Raw genomic sequence first — 21,198 nt, 5'->3', positions numbered from 1 at the left:
CGGCCTGGGTTGCGCGACCACCCTCTCCCGCCAACCCCAGGCTAATCCGACACGATGCTTTTGGCCTCAAGAAATGCTTCCAGCCCAAAGACTCCAAACTCCCGGCCGACACCGGACTGCTTTACCCCGCCGAACGGCGCCAGCAGCTCTGGCGAAATTCTGTTGATCAACACCGAGCCGGCCTGCAGCTGGGTCGCCAGGCGTTGGGCACGCTCCGGTTGCCGGGTAAACACATAAGCCTGCAAACCGTAGAGACTGGCATTGGCAATAGCGATCGCCTGTTCTTGCGAGTCATACGCAATGATCGATAGCACCGGGCCGAAAATCTCCTCTTGCGCGATGTCCATGTCATTGCTGACGTCGGCAAAGACCGTAGGCCTGACGAAATAGCCCTTGTCCAAGCCGGTCGGCCTGCCCTCCCCGCCGATAATCAACGTCGCGCCTTGCGCCTGCCCGCGGCGGATGAAAGCTTGTACGCGGTCGAATTGGGCGCGATTGACCAGCGGCCCGAGAGCAGTGGCCGGATCCTGCGGATCGCCGACGACCATCGCTTCAACCAGGCTTTTCACGCGCTTGATAATGTCCTCGGCGTGCGTGCGTGGCACCAGCAGGCGTGTGCCAGCGACACATGCCTGACCGTTGTTCATGAACGCAGCATTCAGAGCCAGGGGAATGGCGATGTCGAGATCGGCGTCATCCAGGATGATAGAGGCCGACTTCCCCGTGAGCGACAGGCTCACTCGCTTCATGGTCTCGATTCCGGCACGTGCAATGAGCTTTCCGGTGGCGGTGGACCCGGTGAATGAAATTTTCGCGATGAGTGGGCTGGCGCTGATTTCGTCACCCACATCACTGCCGCGTCCCAACAGAATATTGAAAACCCCGTTGGGCAACTCTGCGCGATGCAGCGCTTGGGCGAGCACGGTGGTTTGCAAGGGGCTCAACTCGCTCGGTTTGATGACCGAGGCACAACCCGCCGCGATGGCTGATGCCAGTTTGCTGCATATCGTCCCGGCGGTGCTGTTCCAGGGGGCAAACAGCGCCGCGACTCCGACCGGCTCCATCACCACGGTAGCGTCACCGACCGAACGGCTCAGGTCGAAGTGTTTCAACACCTGCGCCGCATTGGTAAATGACTGTGAAGCGTAGCGACTGACCCATTGCGCACGGGCAAACGGCGCACCGTACTCTTCGATGGCGGTATCGCGAATTTCATTCGTGCTCGCCAGCACGGCAGCCTGCAACTGCTCGAGCATGTCGATACGCTCGGCCTTGGAGGTGCGGCCCATCGCGACTTGAGCATGCGAAGCCGCCGCGATAGCGCGCCTGGCATCTTCACGATCAGCCAGAGTGAGCGTACCGATGACCGCCTCGGTAGCCGGATTGATGCATTGCACCGTTTCATTGCCATGAACGGAAACGAATGCTCCGTCAATGTAACTGTGATTGATCTTCCACATCGTGGCGTACTTGATTGATTGCGGTTGCCCGCGATAAGCACAACGCCCGGTGTGCCCAGGCGTTGGCCGCGTCGAATACCCCCTCTCTTGCGTTTCAGCGTTGCACAACTTCAAAACGAAACCCGCCGGGCGACGTGCAAAACTCGCCTCGGCGTAGAGCGCTGAAAACGCCGCTTCGCCCTTGGCATGTCATTTCGCCGTGGCGGCTTTTTCGATGAGGCGGGCAACCGGTTCCGGGTTCGAAACCATCACGACATGGGAAGCGCCCTTGACCACTTCCACGGCTTTGGCAGCGGCGCGCTTGGCCATGAATGCCATGGCTTGCGGGGGAATGTTCTTGTCCTTGTCGCCGTAGATGTACCAGGACGGAATATGCTTCCAGGCAGGGCTGCCGGACGCTTCGTTGAGCGCCGCTTCCGTTACCGGGCGTTGGGTGGCGGCCATCAATGCCGCCTCTTTCGCGGGGACGTCAGCGGCGAACTGGTTGTGAAATTTGTCCTGCTGGATGTACAAGTCCTTGCCCCCATCAGCCAGCGGTACAGGCGCAGCCAGCGTTGGACCCAGCGTGCTGCCCGGGAATTTGCCGGCCAGCCCGGCGACGGTTTCCCCGGCCTCAGGTGCAAACGCACTGACGTAAACCAGGGCTTTGACGTTTGCATGATCGTTGGCCGCATCACTGATAACGTTGCCGCCATAGGAATGGCCGACCAACACCACCGGCGAATGAATGCTCGTCAGCAATGCCGAGATTGCCGACCCATCGCTCTTTACACCGCGCAATGGGTTGGCAGCGGCAACCACCGGGTAACCGTCCTTCTCGAGAATCTTCACGACGCCATTCCAGCTCGACGCATCGGCAAAGGCACCATGTACAAGCACAATCGTGGGTTTTTCAGTTTGCGACCAGGCGTGTGTCGCCATGCTCAGGCTGACGGCGACGGCCAGTGCGGTTAATACTTTTTTCATTGTTGACTCCGGGTTTGACGGGAAATCAGGGAGCGAAGCGCGTGAAGACAAAATCGTGATTACGCACTCGCGCCTGGTGACAGGCGAAGCAGGTTTCGTGTTGGGCTTCATCGGCCGGTTTACCGTTGATAAACCGCCCGAATCCCCAGCCACCGGTTGTTGCATATCTTTTCGAGTCCTTGACCATCACCTGCACGGTCGTGGCCGGCCCCGGGATGGACGCCGGCTCGAATTCCGGAGACTGCACATGTTTCCAGGCCAGCTTTACCAGCACCGTGCCATCAGGGAACGGCAGCGTTGAATCCTGATAAGCCTTGATGGCCAAGTCATTGCCCACCACGGCTCGCAGCTCGTTCAAGGGGGCCGCTTCCTGCGCCGGGGCAATCAGCGGCCATAGGCGGTAGTTTTCCGGCAATTTCACGCCATAGATTGGTGAGGCGTCGCCAGTACTGGCGTCGCCCGAGGCCACACCGGTAGCGCTCAACGCTGCGATTGCAATGGCAGCCGACATCGCGGCCAGAAATTTCAGCTTCATTCTCGCCATCCTCTCAGCCGGTTTTCAAAGATGATCGGCGTCGATCACCGCCTGGGCGAAGGCTTTCGGCGCTTCCTGCGGCAAGTTGTGGCCTACTCCACCGGTGATCAATCGGTACTCATACTTGCCAGTGAAGCGCTTGGCGTACGCTTCTGCAGGTGGATGCGGTGCGCCGTTCGCATCACCTTCCAGGGTGATGGTGGGCACACTGATGGATGGAAATGCCGCGAGTTTCTTCTCCAGCGCGTCGTATCTGGCCTCGCCCTTGACCAACCCCAGGCGCCAGCGATAGTTGAAAATCGACACGGCCACGTGATCAGGGTTTTGCAAGGACGCCGCGCTGCGCTCATAAGTGGCGTCGTCGAAATTCCACTGTGGCGACGCCAGCTTCCAGATGAGCTTGGCGAAGTCATGGGTGTTTTTCTCGTAGCCCAGGCGCCCACGCTCGGTCGCGAAGTAGAACTGGTACCACCACTGCAGTTCGGCGGCTGGCGGCAATGGCGCCTTGCCCGCCTCTTGGCTGCCTATCAAATAACCGCTCACAGCGACCAGGGCTTTCACTCTTTCCGGCCACAGTGCGGCAACGACATCTGCAGTGCGGGCGCCCCAGTCAAACCCACCCAGCACCGCCGTCTTGATTTTCAGCGCGTCCATGAAGTCGATCAGGTCGGTCGCCAGCGCACCAGGTTGACCATTGCGAGCAGTCTTGGCCGAGAGAAAATGCGTATCGCCATAACCACGCGCAGAAGGGATCAACACTCGATATCCCTTGCCCGCCAAAGCAGGAGCGACATCAGCGTATGCGTTGATATCGTAGGGCCAGCCGTGCAACAAAATGACCACAGGACCATCGGCTGGGCCGAGTTCCGCGTAAGAAACGTTCAGCAGCCCCGCTTTCACATGCTTAAGTGCACCGAGAGAGGTGTGAGCTCCCGGGGTGATAGCCCCAATGGTGGACGCGGGTACATCAGCCGCGCTGGCTTGGGAAAAACCGACAGCCACCGCCGCGAATTGCAGCACCGCTGCTGCCAACAGCGATGGGGCAAGACCCCGCAGGCGGCTGGATTTATTTTGATTGTTCAGCAAGGTCATCTCCATGGTGTTTCTCCGTAGCGAGCCGCCGAATAGCGGCCAGGTGTGTTGGCTGGGTTGCGTGTGAGCTACTGGGCTGTCTTCGTTGCGCTCAGCTTGGCGCGCAGCGGCCGGAAGGCCTCCCGCAACTCTTCGCTGAACAATTGAGGTTGCTCCCAGGAAGCGAAGTGGCCGCCCTTGTTAACCTCGCTGTAATAGGAAAGTGATGGGTAAGCGCGTTGCGCCCAGCTTTTTGGCGCCTGATAGATCTCGTGCGGGAAGACCGTGATCGCCACCGGCACCTTGATGCTTGCGGTGTTCTGCGCGGCAGCGCTGAAATTGTTGTTGTTGTTTTCCCAGTAGAAACGCGATGACGATGCGCCTGCGTTCGTCAGCCAGTACAGGCTGATATCGTCCAGCATCTCGTCACGGCTCAATACCCGTTCAGGCTTGCCATCACTGTCCGTCCACGCGGCGATTTTTTCGTACATCCACGCGGCAGTTCCGGTAGGCGAATCGGCCAGCAGGTAACCGATAGTCTGCGGGCGCGTAACCATCATCGCGCCGTATGCTGCATTGCGGCCGAAGAAGGTGCTCAAGGAATCAAACGCCTTGCGTTCAGGCTTAGTGAGCCCTTCAGGGGCCGGGTCACCACTATTGATCGGCTTGACCAATTCGGGCGGGATGGTGGCCGGCATGTTCAAGTGAATGCCCAACAGCCCCGGCGGACTCAGGCGGCCCAATGCATCCGATATGACCGAACCGTGATCTCCGCCCTGGGAAACATAGTGGGTATAACCCAGACGCTTGATGAGCACATCCCAAGCCTTCGCGACTCGATCCGGCCCCCAGCCCAATTCAGTTGGCTTACCGGAAAAACCGTGTCCCGGAATCGATGGAATGATCACGTCGAACGAATCTTCAACCTTACCGCCGTAAGCAACGGGATCCGTCAGAGGGCCGATCGTCTTCAGGAACTCAAACTGTGAGCCAGGCCATCCGTGTGTCAGAAGCAGCGGCATCGCGTTGGGGTTTGGCGAGCGAACATGGATGAATTGAATATCCACGCCGTCGATAGTCGTGATGAATTCAGGCAGCGCATTAAGCTTCGCTTCGGCCTTGCGCCAGTCATAGCCGCTGCCCCAATACTTCACCAGCGCCTGGACCTGGGCCAACTGCACGCCTTGGGAAACGTCATTGACGGTCTCTTTGTCCGGCCAGCGGGTCGCCGCAATGCGCTTTTTCAGATCGGTCAATTGCGCTTCATCGACGTGAATTCGATAAGGTCTAATCGATTCGGGACTGGTCGAGGCCGAGCTGGCAACTGACGCATCGGCGGCCGGGCCAACAGCCCAGGCACCACCGCTGCCGGCTATCAGGGCCAATCCCAAAGCGCCCATTCTCACGGAAGAAGCCAGACAATGGCGCCAGGTGAAACCGAACGTAGCTGCAGGCATTTTGAATTTCCTATAAGTCATTGGTCGACAACGTCGCGAAACGCGCAGAGATAGCCGCGAGTTAAATGAGTCATCCATTGGAGAAGGTTTGCGCCTTCTCGATGGGTTCATTTAAAGCCCCGTAGGTATCCCGTATGTGTCATCAACCGACTTAAAGGAATCGCTGTGTATCTATCCAAAGCGCAGATACAAAACGATACAAACCGACCACTCGCTCATAAAAAAGCCAATGCCCCGACTTGTCGGGGCATTGGCTTTTCTGGGACCTGGAAAACATAAGGGCTTTTCAGCCCATCAAGCTCGGCAAAGGGCATAGAGACCGCGTCGATTGCCAGGCAGCATGACTTGGCTACCCAAGGAACAGGCAGATACCCCGCTCCACTTCACGCCCTACCACGCCTGCAAGAAACTGCAGAAATTTGCCCCTGATTCTGGTTAGCGTTCACCATCGTTTCTACCGCGTTAGCAATCTTATTGAAGCTACTGCTGTTCAGCGACCAAGCAATCTCTTCAGCACCAGTAGAGCAACAGCCCCGATTGCCAGTGCAGCAACCGGTTTTTCTTTGACGAATGTAGAAACGCTGTGCAGTGCGTCACCATAGGTTTGCGTCAGTTGACCCGCAGCCTGGCGTCCAGCGCCCTCAGCTTCCAACTTCGAATCGCCAAAAAGCTTCCCGACTGCGCTCTGCGCTTTGCCAGCAACCTTTTCTACAACGCCTTCTACCTGTTCGCTCTTCATGATTAACCAAACCTTCGTGTGTGATTGGGTAACCCAGGAAAACCCCGGGCTTGAGGCAACGTGCAAAGCGTTAGGTGGACAGGCTTAGTGATTAGTTCAAAGTTGATGAAGCTCACTTGGTCCAGATCAACCGATAAGTCTTCTTCTCTGTAGCGGCATCGTGATAGGGATTTTCGCCCGGGACCTCTCGCGTGCGCACGCACGGGCGTCCCTCGCAGTCAATAATGGCAGCGTCACCACCCTGGCGTTTCAACGCGTCTATGTTTTGCTCAAGCACCGCTAACTCTCGTTGCCTTTGCGCAATCTCATCGGTGCTGGGGACCGCAAAGAAAAACAGCAACGCCAGAGGCAATACCACACCTAGATGAATGGCGAAGATGCTGAGCCAGAATCGACGCTTAAGGCTGTCACTGGCGGCCTGGTACTTTTGCGCCGCATCAAGCGCCGCGGCATCGGCCTGTCTGAACCTGCCAACCAACTGCTCGGCCGCCTTTGAAGCCACTGAATCTGCGATCTGCGCCGCTGAAGCGCCCAGTATCGTCGGAATCTGTTGCAGGCTCTGCTCAACACGTTTTTCCAGATAGCCAAGGCGCGCAATCGCCTGCTCAGCGGCTTTTCTGTCATTTTCCGCTGCGCTCATGATGCCCTTGGCAGCAACGGCCATGGCCCGCAGGCTGAGGTCATTCTCGTTCACGTGTTCGTCCATGGGTCATTACCTTCCATATTCGGGGCCGTCGCGGTGTTTGGGACGCTTCATGCTTCGCTCCAACGCAGGCACAGATCGCTCCAGCTGCGGACCGCTCATTTCCAGCTCCAGCCATTGCCTGTGCGGCATACTCAAATCACAGACGTCTCGCAGCTGAACAAAATGCATTGCTCCACCTGCGCCCATGACCAGAAGCACACCACCTGCGCCCACCAGGTCGTCAGCTTGAATATTGCGTAAAAATCGCAGGTATATCTGTGAACGCTCGCGCATCATCGGGTCCAGGCCGCGAACAGCTTCGCGCGCGGTTTGCTCCACGAGTCGTTCAAGGCTTCCCGCGGACAACGCCAAGTGTTCTTCGTCGAAGGCGTCCAGATAAGGCACGGCTCGCGAAACCAAAGGCGTGTCGGTGTCATTGGCGCCCACCTCCACATACCAGTGCAGGCTTCTGGACGTTTCGACCAATACCTGATTCTCACCTGTAAGGGCGGCCATGAGTAAACGATGTCGCAGCCGTTCTTTTTTCAGGCTGGCGCCCTTCATCTTGAATTCGATCAAGCGCACGACACCTGGAAAGCTCAGCAGTACGTCAGCCAGCTCTTTGTCTGCAGGCGTCTGCTGTAGCAGGTTGACCACGCTTGGGATCGAGGTGTTTGCGTCTAGACATGACCGCACGGCGAATCCGAGACCGTACAGGAAGTTTCCTATCACGACGTTTTCATAGAGTTTCTTCGTTCGGTGACGTTTGTTCTGATGACCAACATCATCCTGATCTTGCTGGTTCAACGGCACTCCGTTACTCCTGATGCTTGGGATGAAGGACCTTATATATCTGCAAAACCACCCGCCTCACCGCCTCTTCAATCGTCCCTTCATTGCGACACACTACCCACCCCTGCTCCACAGCCGCTCGCTCAAACGCCTCGGTACACGCAACTTGCTCCTCCAGCTTAGACATCACCGTACTGCTCAACCCCCGCCGTCGTGCTGCCGCCCGCGCCCAGGATATTTGCGCCGCGGTGACAACCCCCACGTGCAGGTCCGGCACTTGCACCTGCCGATTAATGTTCAGCTCAAGAATGTCTGCAAAGGGTATCAACCGACGAAACGCGGCATCAGACGGGTACCAGCGATCCATCAGGATGATGCTGTCAGGTGGCTGCGCGGCCAGTACGTTCCGAGTAATCCAGCTGCGGCTGTCGGCAAAGCGCTCACACACCTCAAGTTCCAGATCCCGGCTGGGATCTCGGGCGAACGTGTTAACCAGAGCCATCGTTTGCGCTCGACAGGGATCGCTCTTGCGCTCGCACAGTCGCACGACCTTTAGGTTGTCGGCCCTCAACGCTGTCGTAACGGCCTCCAACAGCGTGGTTTTACCGGTGCCTTTGGGGCCATCCATCGAAATAAACAGCGCACGAGTCATACGGGCGCTGCATCATCGTTCAGGTTGTGCAGTTCCATGGGGCCTCGGGGTCTGAGCGTTTGGGCGAGTTGGCCTCCATTATGGGCAACCCTATTGCCCAATGCGAGGCCGGACTGGCCGCCGCGCCCTCCCCGCGTCGACGGTCAGTCATTCAGCATCCGGCTTTGCGGCACGCCAGCCTCGTACCTCAACGCCCACGGCGCAATCAACCGCTGCGGGGTCTGGCAGGTTTTGCGTTTAAACACGAAGTTGCGGCATTTCTCGGCAAACTGCTGGCGATTTTCCACCATGTCGCATCGCATCTGTGCCAGTTCCTGGTCGCGACAGCGTTCAACTTGCTGAGTATCCAGCGTGGCTTTACGTGTGCGTGTATGAAGGTACTTATCATCGGTCAACGCACGGTCAGCCTCTTGCAAAAGCCACAGGCCGAATGCCTGCAGACAGCGGGGCCCGATGCCCTGGACCATGCTGTACTGCTGGGCCTGGATGGCGCTGATGGGCAGGCATTCTTCGGTGAGCTTATGCGCGATTTCGCTGCCCACCGCCCGTGGCAGGCTGTAGGTCCAGTATTCGGAGCCGTAGAGGCCCATGGTCTTGTAGTGCGGGTTGAGCACCACACCGTCGCGAGCCAATACAATGTCGGCGGCCAGCGCCAGCATCACGCCGCCTGCACCTGCACTGCCGGTCAGGCCGCTGATCACCAGTTGCCTGGCGGTGAGCAGCTCCAGGCACACATCGTCGATGGCTTGAATGTTGGCCCAGGCTTCCAGCCCTGGCACGTCGGCGGCCTGGATGACATTGAGGTGAACGCCATTGGAAAAGCTGCCGCGTCCGCCCTTGATCAGCAACACCTGGGTATCTCGCGCCTTGGCCCAGCGCAACGCTGCGACCAGCCGCTGGCATTGTTCGGTGCTCATGGCGCCGTTGTAGAACTCGAACGTCAGTTCGCCGATGTGGCCGAACTCTTGGTAGCGAATGGGTTGATAGACCCGCTCGTTGAAAGGCTGGCGGGCGATTGAGCTGTCCAGCACCGGAACGCCGGCCAGCCTTTGCGCCAGTACGTGCCGTGCCGGCAGCTTGAAGGTCTCTGGGCCTTTGGGTTTGAGCGAGCCGATCCACAGGCTGTGATCTCCGGCCGCCACCAGCACAGCGTCGTCCTGTACCGCGAGGATTTCTCCGGGCGTGCCCTGGCGGGCGTCCAAGTGCGCGTCGTAGAGGTAATATTGCCCGCCCAACAGGCTGGCCAACACGCCGGGCTGGCCATCGGCAGCATCGATGCTGCGTTTGATAAAGCCTGCGCAATCGAACCAACTGAAGGTGCGGTCGGCCTGGGTCATGTTCGGCTGCAAGTGCCCGATGACGCTGGGTTGGGTGTAATCGAGCGGTGTGGGGACGAAGCCCTTGGCGAATTTCGCCACTACGTCACGAATGCAAACCATCGCGGCGTCGCTCACCAGGCCGTTGTACAGCTCGGATTTGCGCACCTGGTCGGGCATGTCGAACTCACAGGTGGACCATATCGGTCCTGCATCCATTTCTTCCACCGCTTGCAAAGCCGTGACGCCCCAACGGCGGGCCTGCTGGGTGATAGCCCAATCCAGCGCACTGGCACCGCGGTCACCAACGATGCCCGGATGGATGATCACCACCGGACGCTGCGGATGGCTCCATAGTTGGTGCGGCACACGGTCCTTGAGAAATGGGCAGATCACCAGGTCGGCACCTGACGCCTCGACCTGCTGGCACACCGTGGCTTGATCGGTGAACACCACAACGCTGGGGTCGTGACCCGCCTGGCGCAGATCCAGCCAGGCTCGTTGGGTCAAACCGTTGAATGCCGATGATAACAACAAGATCTTGAGTGATCGCATGGCTGACTCTTCCTTGAGAATGTGCGACCAGAGCTGCTCGTTGAGCCGTCCCTGGCCATCGATAAGCGCCCAAGGTTATAGAGCGGGCCAGCACGGCCACCTGATCGAGATCAATAGTCGGGTTCTGTTGTTCTCAAGGTTCGGCCGGTGAAAGCGGCTTATATTTTCTGAATCACTGCGCAGCCCACTCATCAAACGAACATGCCCTGCTCGGGTTTGCCTTGTTAACCGTAACGGAGCCACGTTCATGTTCGAGAAAGCGCATTACCTCATCAGTTTCATCCTCGACAACCAGCCACAAAGCCGCACGCTTGAGCACGATGCAGACACGCTGGACCCGCAATGGGCCGAGTCCCTGCTCAGGCAGCGCTTCGCAGAGCTCAAGGACGCGAAATTGAGCGACGTCCAGGTGCAAAAGCGCAACAAGCCGGCCGATGAAGGCCATGACATCCCAGGGCATTACCAGCAGCCCTGATTTACGTATCAGAACACCGCTGCCCGTTTATCAATCACTGAATATTCGGAGGACCTATGAACCCGACAACTCAAGGTTGGACCTGCGCCTGCCCAGGCTGCACCTGCCAGGTGACCCATGACACGCGTCACCAGCGCAACGGCAAAGCCTACTGCAGCCAGGCATGCGCCGACTTGCACCCCCAGGGTCAAGCGTGCCCCAGTGCCGATTGCCATTGCGAGTCGAATGTGAAGGTGCAAGACCGCGCTGTCAGCGATAGCCAGCTCGACGAGGCGATCGAAGAAACCTTTCCTGCAAGCGATCCCATATCGCCTTGATCATTCAGACCCATTAGGAAAACGGGGGCTGCATCGTGGCTCTAGGGTCTAGCAGTTGACAGCCCCCGGCAAAACTCAACAACCTGCACGTCTCACCGCCCTGCCCTGAGGCTGCCCTTGGACTATTTCACCGCGCTCACCGCCTTCATCGAAGCCGCCGAAGGCAACAATTTCTCGCGTGCGGCCGAACGCTTGGGGATCAAGGCCTCAACGGTTTCACGCTATGTGAAGGACCTTGAGCAAGACCTGGGCATCGCGCTGTTCAACCGCTCCACACGCACGCTGCATCTGACCGAAGGCGGTCAGACCTTCCTGATACACGCACGCAGGGTATTGGATGAACTGGAACACGCCAAAGCCGCCACGTCTGCGCTGAACCAGCATCCCCGGGGCGTGTTGAAACTCAACCTGCCGCCGGCGTTTGCTCGGCATCACATCCTGCCGGCGTTGAATGACTTTCTGGTGCGCTACCCGCAGATCAGCGTGGAACTGGTGCTGGATAACACCCAGGTCAATTTGATTCATGCCGGCGTCGACTTAGCCATACGCATTGGCGAGCTGGCCGATTCGACCCTCAAGGCACGCAAGCTCAGCGACGGCCACTATCGCTTGGTGGTCAGCCCGGCGTTTGGCATGCAGCACCCTCCTCCTTCCACGCCCACCGACCTGGCCGGTTTGCCTGCGGTGCTGGGCACGGCGACCACCGGCGATATCAGTTTTGTATCCGCCGGCCGCGCGTTCCCGTTGCTGCATGACGGCGTTATTCGAATCAATGACCTGGACGCGCAACTCATCGCCGTGCGCCAGGGCCTGGGCTTTGCGCTGTTGCCGGACTGGCTGGTGGCGCGAAGTATCGAGGCCGGCGACTTGGCAGTGTGGCTGCCCGAATGGCATATCCAGGGCGTGGAGCGGGCGTTTGCGGTGTGGTTTGTGTACCCGCCCAAGCGCATCGTATCGTCCAAGGTCCGGTGTTTTATCGACTTTATCGTTGAACGACTGGGCGAAACACCGGACTGGAAGTGACTCAACTGAAGCGGATATCCAGCGCACGCAGGTAGGTTTGCAGCCCCGCATCCTGAATCGGGATCAGGAACGCCTCGCTATCCGATTCATTAAAATGCGCATGCCAGTAACCCGGTGGCGTGACAAACGCCAGGCCGGGAGACCAGTCGACCCGCTGCGGGTTACGAATTTGCCCATCCGCGTCCAGCTCGGTGCCCACCAATGAATAACAGCCCGTGGGGCAATCAATAATGAAGTCCAGTGCAATCGACTGATGCCGATGGGGTTTCTGCACCGATCCCGCCGGCAGAATCCCGTACATGGCCCACAGCACGTGGGTCACCGTGCGCGTCTGCGGGAAATGACGGTTGCCCAGCAGGATGCTGATGCGGCTGCGGTCCTGTGCCCTGGGATCATCGGCCGCTTCACGCAACTTCGCGTTGGCCAGTGCTGCTGGGTACAGGGTCGGCGCAAAGCGATCGGCGCGGGGTGTCACCCCCAGGTAACGCAGCAACGGCTCATCGTGCACATAGTAAAGACGTGCATCCTCGCGGGCACTGAAGTGCGCTTGCTGTAATCCCGGCAGGGCGATAAAGCAGCCCTTGGACCATTGAATCTCATACTCCCCCTGAACCACGCTGCCCTCTCCGGCAATCACGTAGAACACCTGGGAAGTGGCGTTGGGTTGCAGGGTCAGCGTGTCGCCACGGTTAAGGCGCATGAAGTTCGCGCATAGCCCGGGGCCTGTCGCAGGGCCTTCGCAGCCCAAGGCGTCGCTGAGGTCCAGCGGTACCACGCGGGAGGGGCCATTGTCATACAGCGAGGCCGGAAAGCTGTGGTAGGGAATGCGGGAAATCAGGTTGGCACTGATGGGATTCGCCGCCTTGCTGTACTCGAAGTACTCGGCGTCCACTTGGTTGATATCCGTCAGTGCGGGGTCGAATTCACGGTTCATCAGGCTCACCTCAGTCTTGGGCTGGATCGCGCAGCACGGTTGAAGCGCTGCACGGGCTAAGTGGACTATAGGCATTGCCCACTGGCGGATGAATGCCTGTAACGGCACAGCAGTTATGCGAAACGGGGCAGTTAACGCAATTGGAACCAGGTGGTTTTCAACTGGGTGTACTTATCAAACGAATGCAGCGACAAATCGCGCCCGAACCCCGACTGTTTGCCGCCGCCAAACGGCACGGTCACATCCAGGGCGTCAATGGTGTTGACCGACACGGTGCCGGCATTCAGGGCACGCGCCACGCGATGCGCACGGTTCAGGTCATCACTCCACACCGATGCCGCCAGGCCGTAGACGCTGTCGTTGGCTTGCCGTATCGCCTGTTCTTCGGTATCGAAGGCACTCACCGCCAGCACGGGGCCAAACACCTCCTCACGGGACAGGCTCATGTCAGCGGTGACGCTGGCGAATATCGTCGGCTGGATGAAGTTTGAACAACCCTCGATGTTCAACTGTTGGCCACCGGTCAACAGCGTGGCGCCTTCTGCGCGAGCCTGCCCGATGGCTTGCATGATGCGTGCGGTTTGCCCGCTGTCGACAATTGCACCGGCGGCGCTGGCAGGGTTCAGTGGGTTGCCGGGCATCCAGGCGTGGGATTTATCGATCAGGCGCTCGATGAACTCGTCGTGGATGCAGCGTTGCACATAGAGGCGCGAATTGGCCGAACACACCTCGCCCTGGTTGAAGAATATCCCGAAGGCCGCCTTCTCCGCCGCCAGGTCCAGGTCCTGACAGTCTGCAAACACCAGGTTCGGGCTCTTGCCACCACACTCCAGCCACACCTGCTTGAGGTTGGACTGCGCGGAGTACTGCATGAAGTACTTGCCCACTTGGGTCGAACCGGTAAACACCAGGCAATCGACGTCCGGGTGCAACCCCAGTGCCTTGCCGGCGCCCTCGCCCATGCCTGGCACCACGTTCAGCACGCCCTCGGGGACGCCCGCCTCGAGCGCCAGTTGGGCCAGGCGCAAGGCGGAAAACGGCGATTGCTCAGCGGGCTTGAGTACCACGCTATTGCCTGCCGCCAAGGCGGGTGCCAATTTCCAGGCGGCCATGTCCAGCGGGAAGTTCCACGGCACCACCGCTGCGATCACGCCCAATGCTTCGCGGGTAATGGTCGCCAACGCGTTGTGGGCAGTCGGCGCGACCTGATCGTAGAGCTTGTCCAGGGCTTCACCGTACCAGGCGAAAACATGGGCCGCGCCGGGTACGTCGACGTTATAGGCGTCCATTACCGGCTTGCCCATGTTCAGGGAGTCCAGCAGTGCGAGTTCTTCGCGGTGGGTCATCAACAGGTCGGCGAGTTTGATCAGGACTTTTTTGCGTTCGCCTGGAGGCATGCGCCGCCAGGGGCCGATGTCAAAGGCGCGGCGTGCGGAGCGCACTGCCAAGTCCACTTCAATCTCACCGCAGGCGGCGACACGTGCAAGGAGCTGGTTGGTCGCCGGGTTGATGGCGTCAAAGGTCGCCCCGGACAGTGCAGCGACGGCCTGGCCGTCGATCAAGGCGGTGTTGATGAAGGTTTGCCGGGCAGCGCGTTGCTGCCAATAGTCGAGGTTGAACATGCTGTACTCCTGAATTGGGCCGTAAGGCTTTTGTAGGAGCGAGCTTGCTCGCGAAAAACTCAAGGGCGCCGCGTTCATCCAGGAAGAACGCGTTATCGTTGACGGTTTTCGCGAGCAAGCTCGCTCCTACGGATGAACCGAGGTGGGGCCTGTTCATTCGGCCATTTGCAGTTCCGGCATGCGTACCCGGAACCCACGCGTGACGCAGAACAAACACACCAGCCCCAGGGCCATCCAGCACAGGCCGATGGTGAACGACAGGCCGGACAGGCTCGTCCACAACCACAGCGTGCTGAGAAACCCCAGGCCCGGCAGGGCGGCGTACAGCAGATAGTTGCGTGTACCGCGCAGCTTCTGGTCGCCCAGGTAATGCTTGATCACGGCCAGGTTCACCGCCGAAAACGCGAACAGCGCGCCAAAGCTGATCATGTTGGCCACGGTGTCCAGGCTGATGAACAGCGCAATCAGCGAAAACAGGCTGACCAGCATGATCGCGTTGGCCGGCACGCGTTTTTTCGTCACCAGCTTGCCGAATACCCTGGGCAACGCGCCGTCGCGGCCCATGGCGAACAGCACGCGGGACACGCTGGCCTGGGAGACCATCGCGGAGGCGAAACAGCCCGCCACATAGGTGGCGGTAAACGCACTCACCAGTAGCTCGCCGCCGACCCGGCGCATCACATCGACCGAAGCCGAGTCGGGATCGGCAAAACTATTCCATTCCGGGAAGACCATCTGGGCGCAATACGACACCACCAAAAACAGCAACCCACCGATCAGCGACACCGCCATGATCGCCTGCGGAATGGTACGACGCGGGTCAGGTGTCTCCTCAGCCATGGTCGACACGGCATCAAACCCCAGGAACGACAAGCACAGCACCGCCGCGCCGGTCATGATCAGCGGCACGCTGAAACCTTCATGGTGAAACGGCTTGAGCAGCGACACCGGCTCGGCTTGCCCGCTGAGGTTGTGGATCGACAACCCCACGAACACCACGATGAACACCAGTTGGGCCACGATCAGCACCCAATTGACCCGGGTAATCGACTCGATACCCACCAGATTCAGCGCCGTCACCAGGGCAATGGAGCCCAATACCCATACCGCGGTGGGCACGGTAGGAAAGTATTCGGACAAGTAGATGCCGATCAGCAAATAGCTGAGCAGCGGCAGGAAGATGTAGTCCAGCAGCAAGGTCCAGCCGGCGATAAAGCCGAAGGAGGCGCCAAACGCCTTGCGCGTATAGGTGTAGACCGAGCCCGAATACGGGTGCGCCTTGACCATGCACCCATAGCTGTAGGCCGTCAGCAGCATGGCAGCCAGGGTCAACAGGTAGGCGGTGGGCAGGTGCCCCTTGGTCATTTGGGTCACCAGACCGTAGGTGGTGAACACCGCCAGCGGCACCATATACGCCAGCCCGAACAGTACAAGCCCGACAAGGCCCAGGGGTTGTCGAAAGCGGCGCGATGAGGTTGGTGGGGTTGGGGTTTGATGGACGGGAGTATCGGCTACGTTTGTTATTGTATTCATTGCTGACTCCTGGAAAGTGGAATGCAGGGCGCCGCGGCGTTCGATCAAATCGACACCTTTGATGAGTCATCCATTGGGAGCGGTGGGCAGGCCGCTATGGGCCGCCCACCCTGTTCAACCGAAGCGGCACGCGGGGGCTCAGCCCTTCACAGTTTTCCCGCGATCCGTGCGGTGCGGTCCACCGCAATGCGGGTCTTGTCGACCAGTTCATCGAGCTCCGCGCGGCTGGCTACCAGGGCCGGCGCCATGATCATGCGGCCCAGGGTCGAGCGAATGATCACGCCTTCTTCAAAGCCAAAAGTGCGGCATTGCCAGGCCAGGTCGTTTTCATTGGCAAAGCGTTTGCGCGTGCCTTTGTCCTCGACAAACTGCAAGGCTGCCAGCAGGCCGGTGCCCTGGATCTCGCCGATCAGCGGGTGGTTGCCAAAGACTTCGTGCAGGAGCTTGTGCAAATACGGCCCGGTGTCGTCCTTTACCTGGCGCACGATCCCTTCGTCACGCAAGGCCTTGAGGTTGGCCAGGGCCACCGCCGCCGCAACCGGGTGCCCGGAATACGTCAGTCCATGAGCAAACACCCCGCCCCGCTCTACCAGGGCTTCGGCCATGCGCTTGCTCAATACCAAACCGCCCATGGGCAGGTAACCTGAGGTCAGGCCCTTGGCGATCGACAACGTGTCGGGTTCGAAGCCGAAATGCTGATGGGCAAACCACTCACCTGTACGACCGAAACCGCCAATCACTTCATCAGCGCACAGCAGCACATCGTATTGGCGACAGATACGCTGGATCTCTGGCCAGTAGCTTTCTGGCGGAAAAATCATGCCGCCGGCGCCCTGGAAAGGTTCAGCGATAAAACCGGCGACGTTTTGCGCGCCCAACTCCAGAATTTTTTCTTCCAGTTGCAGGGCGCAGCGCCGCCCGAACTCGGCCGGAGTCAAGTCACCGCCCTGGGCGTACCAATAAGGCTCGTCAATGTGCGCGACGTCCGGGATCAAGCCGCCCATTTCATGCATGAATTTCATGCCGCCCAGGGCAGACGCCGCCAGGGTGGAGCCGTGATAGCCGTTCCAGCGACCGATCATGATCTTCTTCTGCGGCTTGCCGAGCACTTGCCAGTAGCGGCGTACGGTGCGGATCAGCACCTCATTGGCTTCGGAACCGGAGTTGGTGTAGATCACATGGCTGTAGTGCCCTGGCAACAGGCTGAACAGCAACTCGGACAGCTCGATCACCGCCGGATGAGTGGTGTGAAAGAACATGTTGTAGTACGCCAGCTGATCCATCTGCGCAGCCGCGGCAGCGGTCAGGTCCTTGCGCCCATAACCCAGCTGCGTGCACCACAGGCCCGACATCCCGTCCAGGTAACGCTTACCCTCGCTGTCCCACAGGTACAGGCCCTCACCGCGGACCATTACGCGCGGGCCTTCGGCATTCAGCGCCTTTTGATCCACAAAGGCATGGATATGGTGGGCCGCGTCCGAGGCCTGGTAGTCCTGGGTCTGGCGTTGCGGTTCAAAGGGTAGGTTCATGGCTTTTTCTCTTGTTGTGGGTAGTCATGCAGCCGGTCAACGGCCTTTGCTCATGTAGCGTTCGAGGGGGTCTTTGCTCAGCCCGCCCTGGGCCTCGGCCAACGAGTCGATAAACAGGGAAAACAGTTCCGATTGCGTGCCGATGTCGAGCTTGCTGTAGATGTGCTTGCGGTGGGACTTGATGGTGTCTTCGGAGACCCCGAGGCGCTCGGCCAGCGAACGTGTGGAGTGGCCGCGCAGGATCAACTGGGTGATCCGGCATTCGCGTTCGGTGAGCAGCGAGGAGCCGAAGTTGTTGAGTGCCGAGTGAATACGCTGTTCCAACAGGCTTTCGAAACGCGCGCCCTGAGTCTCCAGGCCGACGAAGTGCTTGCCCAGCACTGCCAATACCCATGGTGCTATGCGCTTGAAATGCTCGGTGGTGTCCGCGTCGAGCTTCTGCGTAAAGGCCAGCGACACCGCCAGGCTCAAGCCGTTGCTCGCCTGCAGGATGTAGTTGAGCTCATCCTCCAGGTGCGAATGCCGGTAAAACGACTGGTAGTACTCGCTGTGCTCAAAGTGGTCGGGGGCCACATCGGCGAGGTCGTAGCAGCCGGAAGTGGCGCCCTCCACGCAGGCGCCGTAGAACGGGTCGAGCAAGTAAAAACCGGAGAGGTACTGGCGCACATTGCCCTGGGGCAGCCATGGCCCGTCCAGTTCGAACAATGCGCTGGGCATGCCGTCGTGGGGGTACAGGTACAAGGTCGTGGCCTGAATGGGGCGGATACACCCTAGGGCATCGAACAACGTGGCGGCAAACCCCGCGTGCCCGATGCTCTCGGTCACCCTGGCTATCTGTTCGAACCACTGGGCTGAAGACAGTCGATCATTATCCACTTCGAAGACTCGCCGTCATAACGGTTGGGTGCGACACCAGGACACTGGCGCCGGGGACTGAAGTGATAGTCCCACACCCGCAAAGTCATCGAAATCACCCCTTAGGGTGAGGGGGTGCGCTGGAACCTCGGAATCGCCAAGCCCAGGCTTTCGCGCAAGGTCGAGCCCTCGTAGGCCGTGCGATAAACACCGCGCTCTTGCAGCAAAGGGATTACCTCCTGAGTAAAGCGATCAAATTGCCCAGGGTGCCCGATGTAGATATTGAACCCGTCCACCGCCCGTGCCTCGAACCAATCCGCCATTTTCTGCGCCACCGTGACGGCGCTGCCCACGAACGCGCCTGGGCGCAATTGCCGGCCAAATTCGACGGCCTGGCGCAGGCTGAAGCCCTGCTCCCGCGCCTGGTCGGCGATGCGTTTGGCAGCGGTGAAAAAACTGCTGCGCGCGGCCTCCAGGCTCTCTTGCGGGAACGGCGCATCCAGGTCGTATTGGCTGAAATCATGCCAGCCAAAATTGCGCCCGAACTCCTTGAGTGCCAGCGCAAAACTGTGGTCGAGCTGATGGTAGTGCTGCTCGATTTCCCGGGCATGGGCATCGGTGTCGCCCACATAAATTTCCGCACCGGGCATGATCAGTACCTGTTCCGGATCGCGCCCCCGTTGTGCCGCCCTGCCCTTGATATCCCGGTAAAACGCCTGGCCCTGCTCGATACTGGCCGCGTGGGTGAAGATCACATCGGCGGTGGCGGCGCCCAGGTCGCGGCCTTGCTCCGAGTCGCCGGCCTGGAAAATCACCGGCTGGCCTTGGGGCGAGCGCTGGATATTCAGCGGGCCCACCACCGAGAAGTGTTCGCCCTGGTGATTCAGGCTGTGCAGCTTGCTCGGGTCGAGAAACTGCCCAGTGGCACGGTTACGCACAAACGCATCGTCTTCGTAAGAGTTCCACAGCCCCTGTACCACCTGAACGTGTTCGGCGGCACGCCCGTAGCGGGTGGCATAGTCGTAATGTTCGTCGCGGCTGTAATTGCCGGCGGTACCGGCATCGCCACTGGTCACCACGTTCCAGCCGGCGCGGCCTTTGCTGATCAGGTCCAGGGAGGCGAGGCGCCGGGCGACGTTATAGGGCGAGTTATACGAGGTGGTCAGCGTACCGACCAGGCCGATATGCCGCGTGCTCACGGCCAGTGCCGACAGCAAGGTCAGCGGCTCCAGGCGATTGAGGTAATGGGAAGGCGAGCCTTCGGTGATGAACTGGCTGTCGACGATGAACAGCAGGTCGAACAGCGCCGCCTCGGCCTGGCGCGCTATCTGGATGTACCAATCGACGTTGACGCTGGCATCGGCCGGCAATTGCGGATCAAGCCACAGGTTATGGCGGCCCGGCCCACCGCAGCCCATGGTCAGGGCGCCCAGTTTGAGCTGTCTTTTAGTCATTGCGCAGTAGTCCTTCAAGCGGTCAGGGCTGGGTGGTGGCGACGGCGGGCTGCAAGGCGGCTGCAAATGAAGGGTCGAACAACGTGGCGGCCGAGTAAGACTTGACCAGGCCCAGGCCGGCAAAAAAGTCCACGGTCTTTTGCGCCTCGATGGGCGCCTGAGGCGTCAGCGGCTCGACGGTGGTGCGTGCGCGGGCAAACCAGACGCGAGCGATGTCGGCATCAGCGCGGGTGCGCTTGGCCCAGGCATCGGCATACGCGTTGGCGTTGGCCGGGCTTTGGCGGGCCCAGTCGCGGGCTTTTTTCAGGCGCTGGAGGAAGTCGCTGATGGGTTCACGCTTGGCCTCGACAGCACTGGCGTTGGCGGCAATGAAACTCTGGGCCGGGATCAAGTCTTCAGCGGTTGCCAGCACCCGCGCACCTTGGCGTTCCTGTTGCGTGACGTAGGGTTCCCAGGTGGCGATCACGTCAACTGCACCGCCTTCCAGCGCGTGGGAGGCATCCAGGGCGCTGAGGTAGCGCCATTGCAGCGAATCCCGCGCAACCCCGGCCTTGTCCAGTGCGGTCAGCAACAGTTGCTGGCTCCAGGAACCTTTCCAGATCGCAGCGCGCTTGCCTGCCAGATCGGCCAGGCTGTGGATCGACGAGTCTTTTTTTACCAGGATGGCTACGCCGTCGAGATTTTGCCGGCTGACGGCAATCACCTTGATCGGTGCACCCAAGGCGCCCAGGAACAACACCGGGGCATCCCCGAGCAGGCCCAGGTCCAGGCTGCCGACGTTGAGCGCTTCGGCCACCGGCGACCCGGCCGTGAACTGCTTCCAGTCCAGCGTGTAAGGCAGGTCATCGAGCACCCCCGCCGCTTCCATCACGGCCTGAGCGTTGTAGCTCTGGTCGCCGACCACCAGGGTTTGCGCCTGCGCCGTCAGGCACAGCAAAGAGGCGGCCAACCCGGCCACCAGGGTTTTGAGGTAACGCACGTTCGTCTCCAGATGCCTTGTGGGGCATTCAAGTCGATCCGCACGCACGGTCTCGGTTTTAAAAAGCTTTTATCTGTGGCGAGGGAGCTTGCTCCCGCTGGGCTGCGTAGCGGCCCCATGCTCCTGACAAGAGCAGGGCCGCTTCGCGCCCCAGCGGGAGCAAGCTCCCTCGCCACAGGTTTTTGGGTGTCCGGGCTATTTTCGTGGGGCTGAAGGCGAGATGTAAAATACTAATAACGCATAACCTAA

General features: G+C 59.9%; 20 protein-coding genes. 3 read left to right on the top strand and 17 right to left on the bottom strand.

All coding sequences use genetic code 11. The features are described 5' to 3' along the window. Positions 1-41 precede the first annotated feature (41 nt). From HU730_RS03885 to HU730_RS03840, 10 genes are all read right to left on the bottom strand, one after another. Positions 42-1,460 carry an aldehyde dehydrogenase family protein gene (locus tag HU730_RS03885; RefSeq protein WP_186527326.1) on the bottom strand — a complete coding sequence of 473 codons (1,419 nt, stop codon included), beginning with the start codon at positions 1,458-1,460 and terminating at the stop codon, positions 42-44. 189 nt (positions 1,461-1,649) lie between these two features. Beyond that, a complete protein-coding gene (locus HU730_RS03880) occupies positions 1,650-2,426 on the bottom strand; it encodes an alpha/beta hydrolase (RefSeq protein ID WP_054918943.1) in 777 nt (258 codons plus the stop codon). A 25-nt stretch (positions 2,427-2,451) separates the two neighbouring features. Beyond that, on the bottom strand, positions 2,452-2,961 hold the full coding sequence (locus tag HU730_RS03875; protein WP_186527325.1) for a cytochrome P460 family protein: 510 nt from the start codon (positions 2,959-2,961) through the stop codon (positions 2,452-2,454). 24 nt (positions 2,962-2,985) lie between these two features. Beyond that, entirely contained in the window at positions 2,986-4,059 is a 1,074-nt protein-coding gene (locus tag HU730_RS03870; protein WP_186527324.1) for an alpha/beta hydrolase, read from the bottom strand. Between the two features lie 62 nt (positions 4,060-4,121). Then, positions 4,122-5,489 carry an epoxide hydrolase family protein gene (locus HU730_RS03865; protein ID WP_186527323.1) on the bottom strand — a complete coding sequence of 456 codons (1,368 nt, stop codon included), beginning with the start codon at positions 5,487-5,489 and terminating at the stop codon, positions 4,122-4,124. Between the two features lie 490 nt (positions 5,490-5,979). Then, entirely contained in the window at positions 5,980-6,228 is a 249-nt protein-coding gene (locus HU730_RS03860; protein WP_186527322.1) for a CsbD family protein, read from the bottom strand. 112 nt (positions 6,229-6,340) lie between these two features. Further along, a complete protein-coding gene (locus HU730_RS03855; protein ID WP_186527321.1) occupies positions 6,341-6,934 on the bottom strand; it encodes a hypothetical protein in 594 nt (197 codons plus the stop codon). A 6-nt stretch (positions 6,935-6,940) separates the two neighbouring features. Beyond that, on the bottom strand, positions 6,941-7,720 hold the full coding sequence (locus HU730_RS03850) for a hypothetical protein (protein WP_186527320.1): 780 nt from the start codon (positions 7,718-7,720) through the stop codon (positions 6,941-6,943). A gap of 10 nt (positions 7,721-7,730) precedes the next feature. Further along, positions 7,731-8,357, bottom strand: a complete 627-nt coding sequence (locus HU730_RS03845) for a dTMP kinase (protein WP_186527319.1) — start codon at positions 8,355-8,357, stop codon at positions 7,731-7,733. A 143-nt stretch (positions 8,358-8,500) separates the two neighbouring features. Then, positions 8,501-10,228 carry a hydrogenase maturation protein gene (locus tag HU730_RS03840; RefSeq protein ID WP_186527318.1) on the bottom strand — a complete coding sequence of 576 codons (1,728 nt, stop codon included), beginning with the start codon at positions 10,226-10,228 and terminating at the stop codon, positions 8,501-8,503. 247 nt (positions 10,229-10,475) lie between these two features. Here HU730_RS03840 and HU730_RS03835 point away from each other — a divergent pair, with 247 nt between their 5' ends. From HU730_RS03835 to HU730_RS03825, 3 genes are all read left to right on the top strand, one after another. After that, entirely contained in the window at positions 10,476-10,703 is a 228-nt protein-coding gene (locus HU730_RS03835) for a hypothetical protein (RefSeq protein WP_034127424.1), read from the top strand. A gap of 56 nt (positions 10,704-10,759) precedes the next feature. Beyond that, positions 10,760-11,020 (top strand): metallothionein, encoded by a 261-nt coding sequence (locus tag HU730_RS03830; RefSeq protein ID WP_034127423.1) that lies wholly within the window; start codon positions 10,760-10,762, stop codon positions 11,018-11,020. 117 nt (positions 11,021-11,137) lie between these two features. After that, positions 11,138-12,043 carry a LysR family transcriptional regulator gene (locus HU730_RS03825; protein ID WP_054918931.1) on the top strand — a complete coding sequence of 302 codons (906 nt, stop codon included), beginning with the start codon at positions 11,138-11,140 and terminating at the stop codon, positions 12,041-12,043. Position 12,044: 1 nt separating this feature from the next. Here the strand turns inward: HU730_RS03825 and HU730_RS03820 are convergent, their stop codons facing one another. The 7 genes from HU730_RS03820 to HU730_RS03790 all read right to left on the bottom strand — a co-directional run bounded on the left by HU730_RS03820 (position 12,045) and on the right by HU730_RS03790 (position 20,949). Beyond that, positions 12,045-12,977 (bottom strand): cupin, encoded by a 933-nt coding sequence (locus HU730_RS03820; protein ID WP_186527317.1) that lies wholly within the window; start codon positions 12,975-12,977, stop codon positions 12,045-12,047. Positions 12,978-13,108: 131 nt separating this feature from the next. Further along, entirely contained in the window at positions 13,109-14,599 is a 1,491-nt protein-coding gene (locus HU730_RS03815) for an aldehyde dehydrogenase (protein ID WP_186527316.1), read from the bottom strand. Between the two features lie 153 nt (positions 14,600-14,752). Continuing rightward, positions 14,753-16,132: an APC family permease gene (locus HU730_RS03810; protein ID WP_186527315.1), complete on the bottom strand. Its 1,380-nt coding sequence runs from the start codon at positions 16,130-16,132 to the stop codon at positions 14,753-14,755. Between the two features lie 146 nt (positions 16,133-16,278). Next, positions 16,279-17,661, bottom strand: a complete 1,383-nt coding sequence (locus HU730_RS03805) for an aspartate aminotransferase family protein (RefSeq protein ID WP_186527314.1) — start codon at positions 17,659-17,661, stop codon at positions 16,279-16,281. 36 nt (positions 17,662-17,697) lie between these two features. After that, entirely contained in the window at positions 17,698-18,537 is an 840-nt protein-coding gene (locus HU730_RS03800) for a helix-turn-helix transcriptional regulator (RefSeq protein ID WP_054898486.1), read from the bottom strand. A 101-nt stretch (positions 18,538-18,638) separates the two neighbouring features. Beyond that, entirely contained in the window at positions 18,639-19,970 is a 1,332-nt protein-coding gene (locus HU730_RS03795) for an LLM class flavin-dependent oxidoreductase (RefSeq protein ID WP_186527313.1), read from the bottom strand. Positions 19,971-19,992: 22 nt separating this feature from the next. Continuing rightward, a complete protein-coding gene (locus tag HU730_RS03790) occupies positions 19,993-20,949 on the bottom strand; it encodes an ABC transporter substrate-binding protein (RefSeq protein WP_106118144.1) in 957 nt (318 codons plus the stop codon). Between the last annotated feature and the right edge of the window lie 249 nt (positions 20,950-21,198).

This window comes from Pseudomonas sp. SWRI22 (assembly GCF_014268395.2).
GTDB lineage: Bacteria > Pseudomonadota > Gammaproteobacteria > Pseudomonadales > Pseudomonadaceae > Aquipseudomonas > Aquipseudomonas paracarnis.
This window is presented reverse-complemented; position numbering and strand designations above follow the sequence as displayed.

Excerpts from the sequence above, each read along its gene's own strand:
- HU730_RS03885 (WP_186527326.1), bottom strand. The coding sequence starts at position 1,460 with ATGTGGAAGATCAATCACAGTTACATTGACGGAGCATTCGTTTCCGTT.
- HU730_RS03880 (WP_054918943.1), bottom strand. The coding sequence starts at position 2,426 with ATGAAAAAAGTATTAACCGCACTGGCCGTCGCCGTCAGCCTGAGCATG.
- HU730_RS03875 (WP_186527325.1), bottom strand. The coding sequence starts at position 2,961 with ATGAAGCTGAAATTTCTGGCCGCGATGTCGGCTGCCATTGCAATCGCA.
- HU730_RS03870 (WP_186527324.1), bottom strand. The coding sequence starts at position 4,059 with ATGGAGATGACCTTGCTGAACAATCAAAATAAATCCAGCCGCCTGCGG.
- HU730_RS03865 (WP_186527323.1), bottom strand. The coding sequence starts at position 5,489 with ATGCCTGCAGCTACGTTCGGTTTCACCTGGCGCCATTGTCTGGCTTCT.
- HU730_RS03860 (WP_186527322.1), bottom strand. The coding sequence starts at position 6,228 with ATGAAGAGCGAACAGGTAGAAGGCGTTGTAGAAAAGGTTGCTGGCAAA.
- HU730_RS03855 (WP_186527321.1), bottom strand. The coding sequence starts at position 6,934 with ATGGACGAACACGTGAACGAGAATGACCTCAGCCTGCGGGCCATGGCC.
- HU730_RS03845 (WP_186527319.1), bottom strand. The coding sequence starts at position 8,357 with ATGACTCGTGCGCTGTTTATTTCGATGGATGGCCCCAAAGGCACCGGT.
- HU730_RS03840 (WP_186527318.1), bottom strand. The coding sequence starts at position 10,228 with ATGCGATCACTCAAGATCTTGTTGTTATCATCGGCATTCAACGGTTTG.
- HU730_RS03835 (WP_034127424.1), top strand. The coding sequence starts at position 10,476 with ATGTTCGAGAAAGCGCATTACCTCATCAGTTTCATCCTCGACAACCAG.
- HU730_RS03830 (WP_034127423.1), top strand. The coding sequence starts at position 10,760 with ATGAACCCGACAACTCAAGGTTGGACCTGCGCCTGCCCAGGCTGCACC.
- HU730_RS03820 (WP_186527317.1), bottom strand. The coding sequence starts at position 12,977 with ATGAACCGTGAATTCGACCCCGCACTGACGGATATCAACCAAGTGGAC.
- HU730_RS03815 (WP_186527316.1), bottom strand. The coding sequence starts at position 14,599 with ATGTTCAACCTCGACTATTGGCAGCAACGCGCTGCCCGGCAAACCTTC.
- HU730_RS03810 (WP_186527315.1), bottom strand. The coding sequence starts at position 16,132 with ATGAATACAATAACAAACGTAGCCGATACTCCCGTCCATCAAACCCCA.
- HU730_RS03805 (WP_186527314.1), bottom strand. The coding sequence starts at position 17,661 with ATGAACCTACCCTTTGAACCGCAACGCCAGACCCAGGACTACCAGGCC.
- HU730_RS03795 (WP_186527313.1), bottom strand. The coding sequence starts at position 19,970 with ATGACTAAAAGACAGCTCAAACTGGGCGCCCTGACCATGGGCTGCGGT.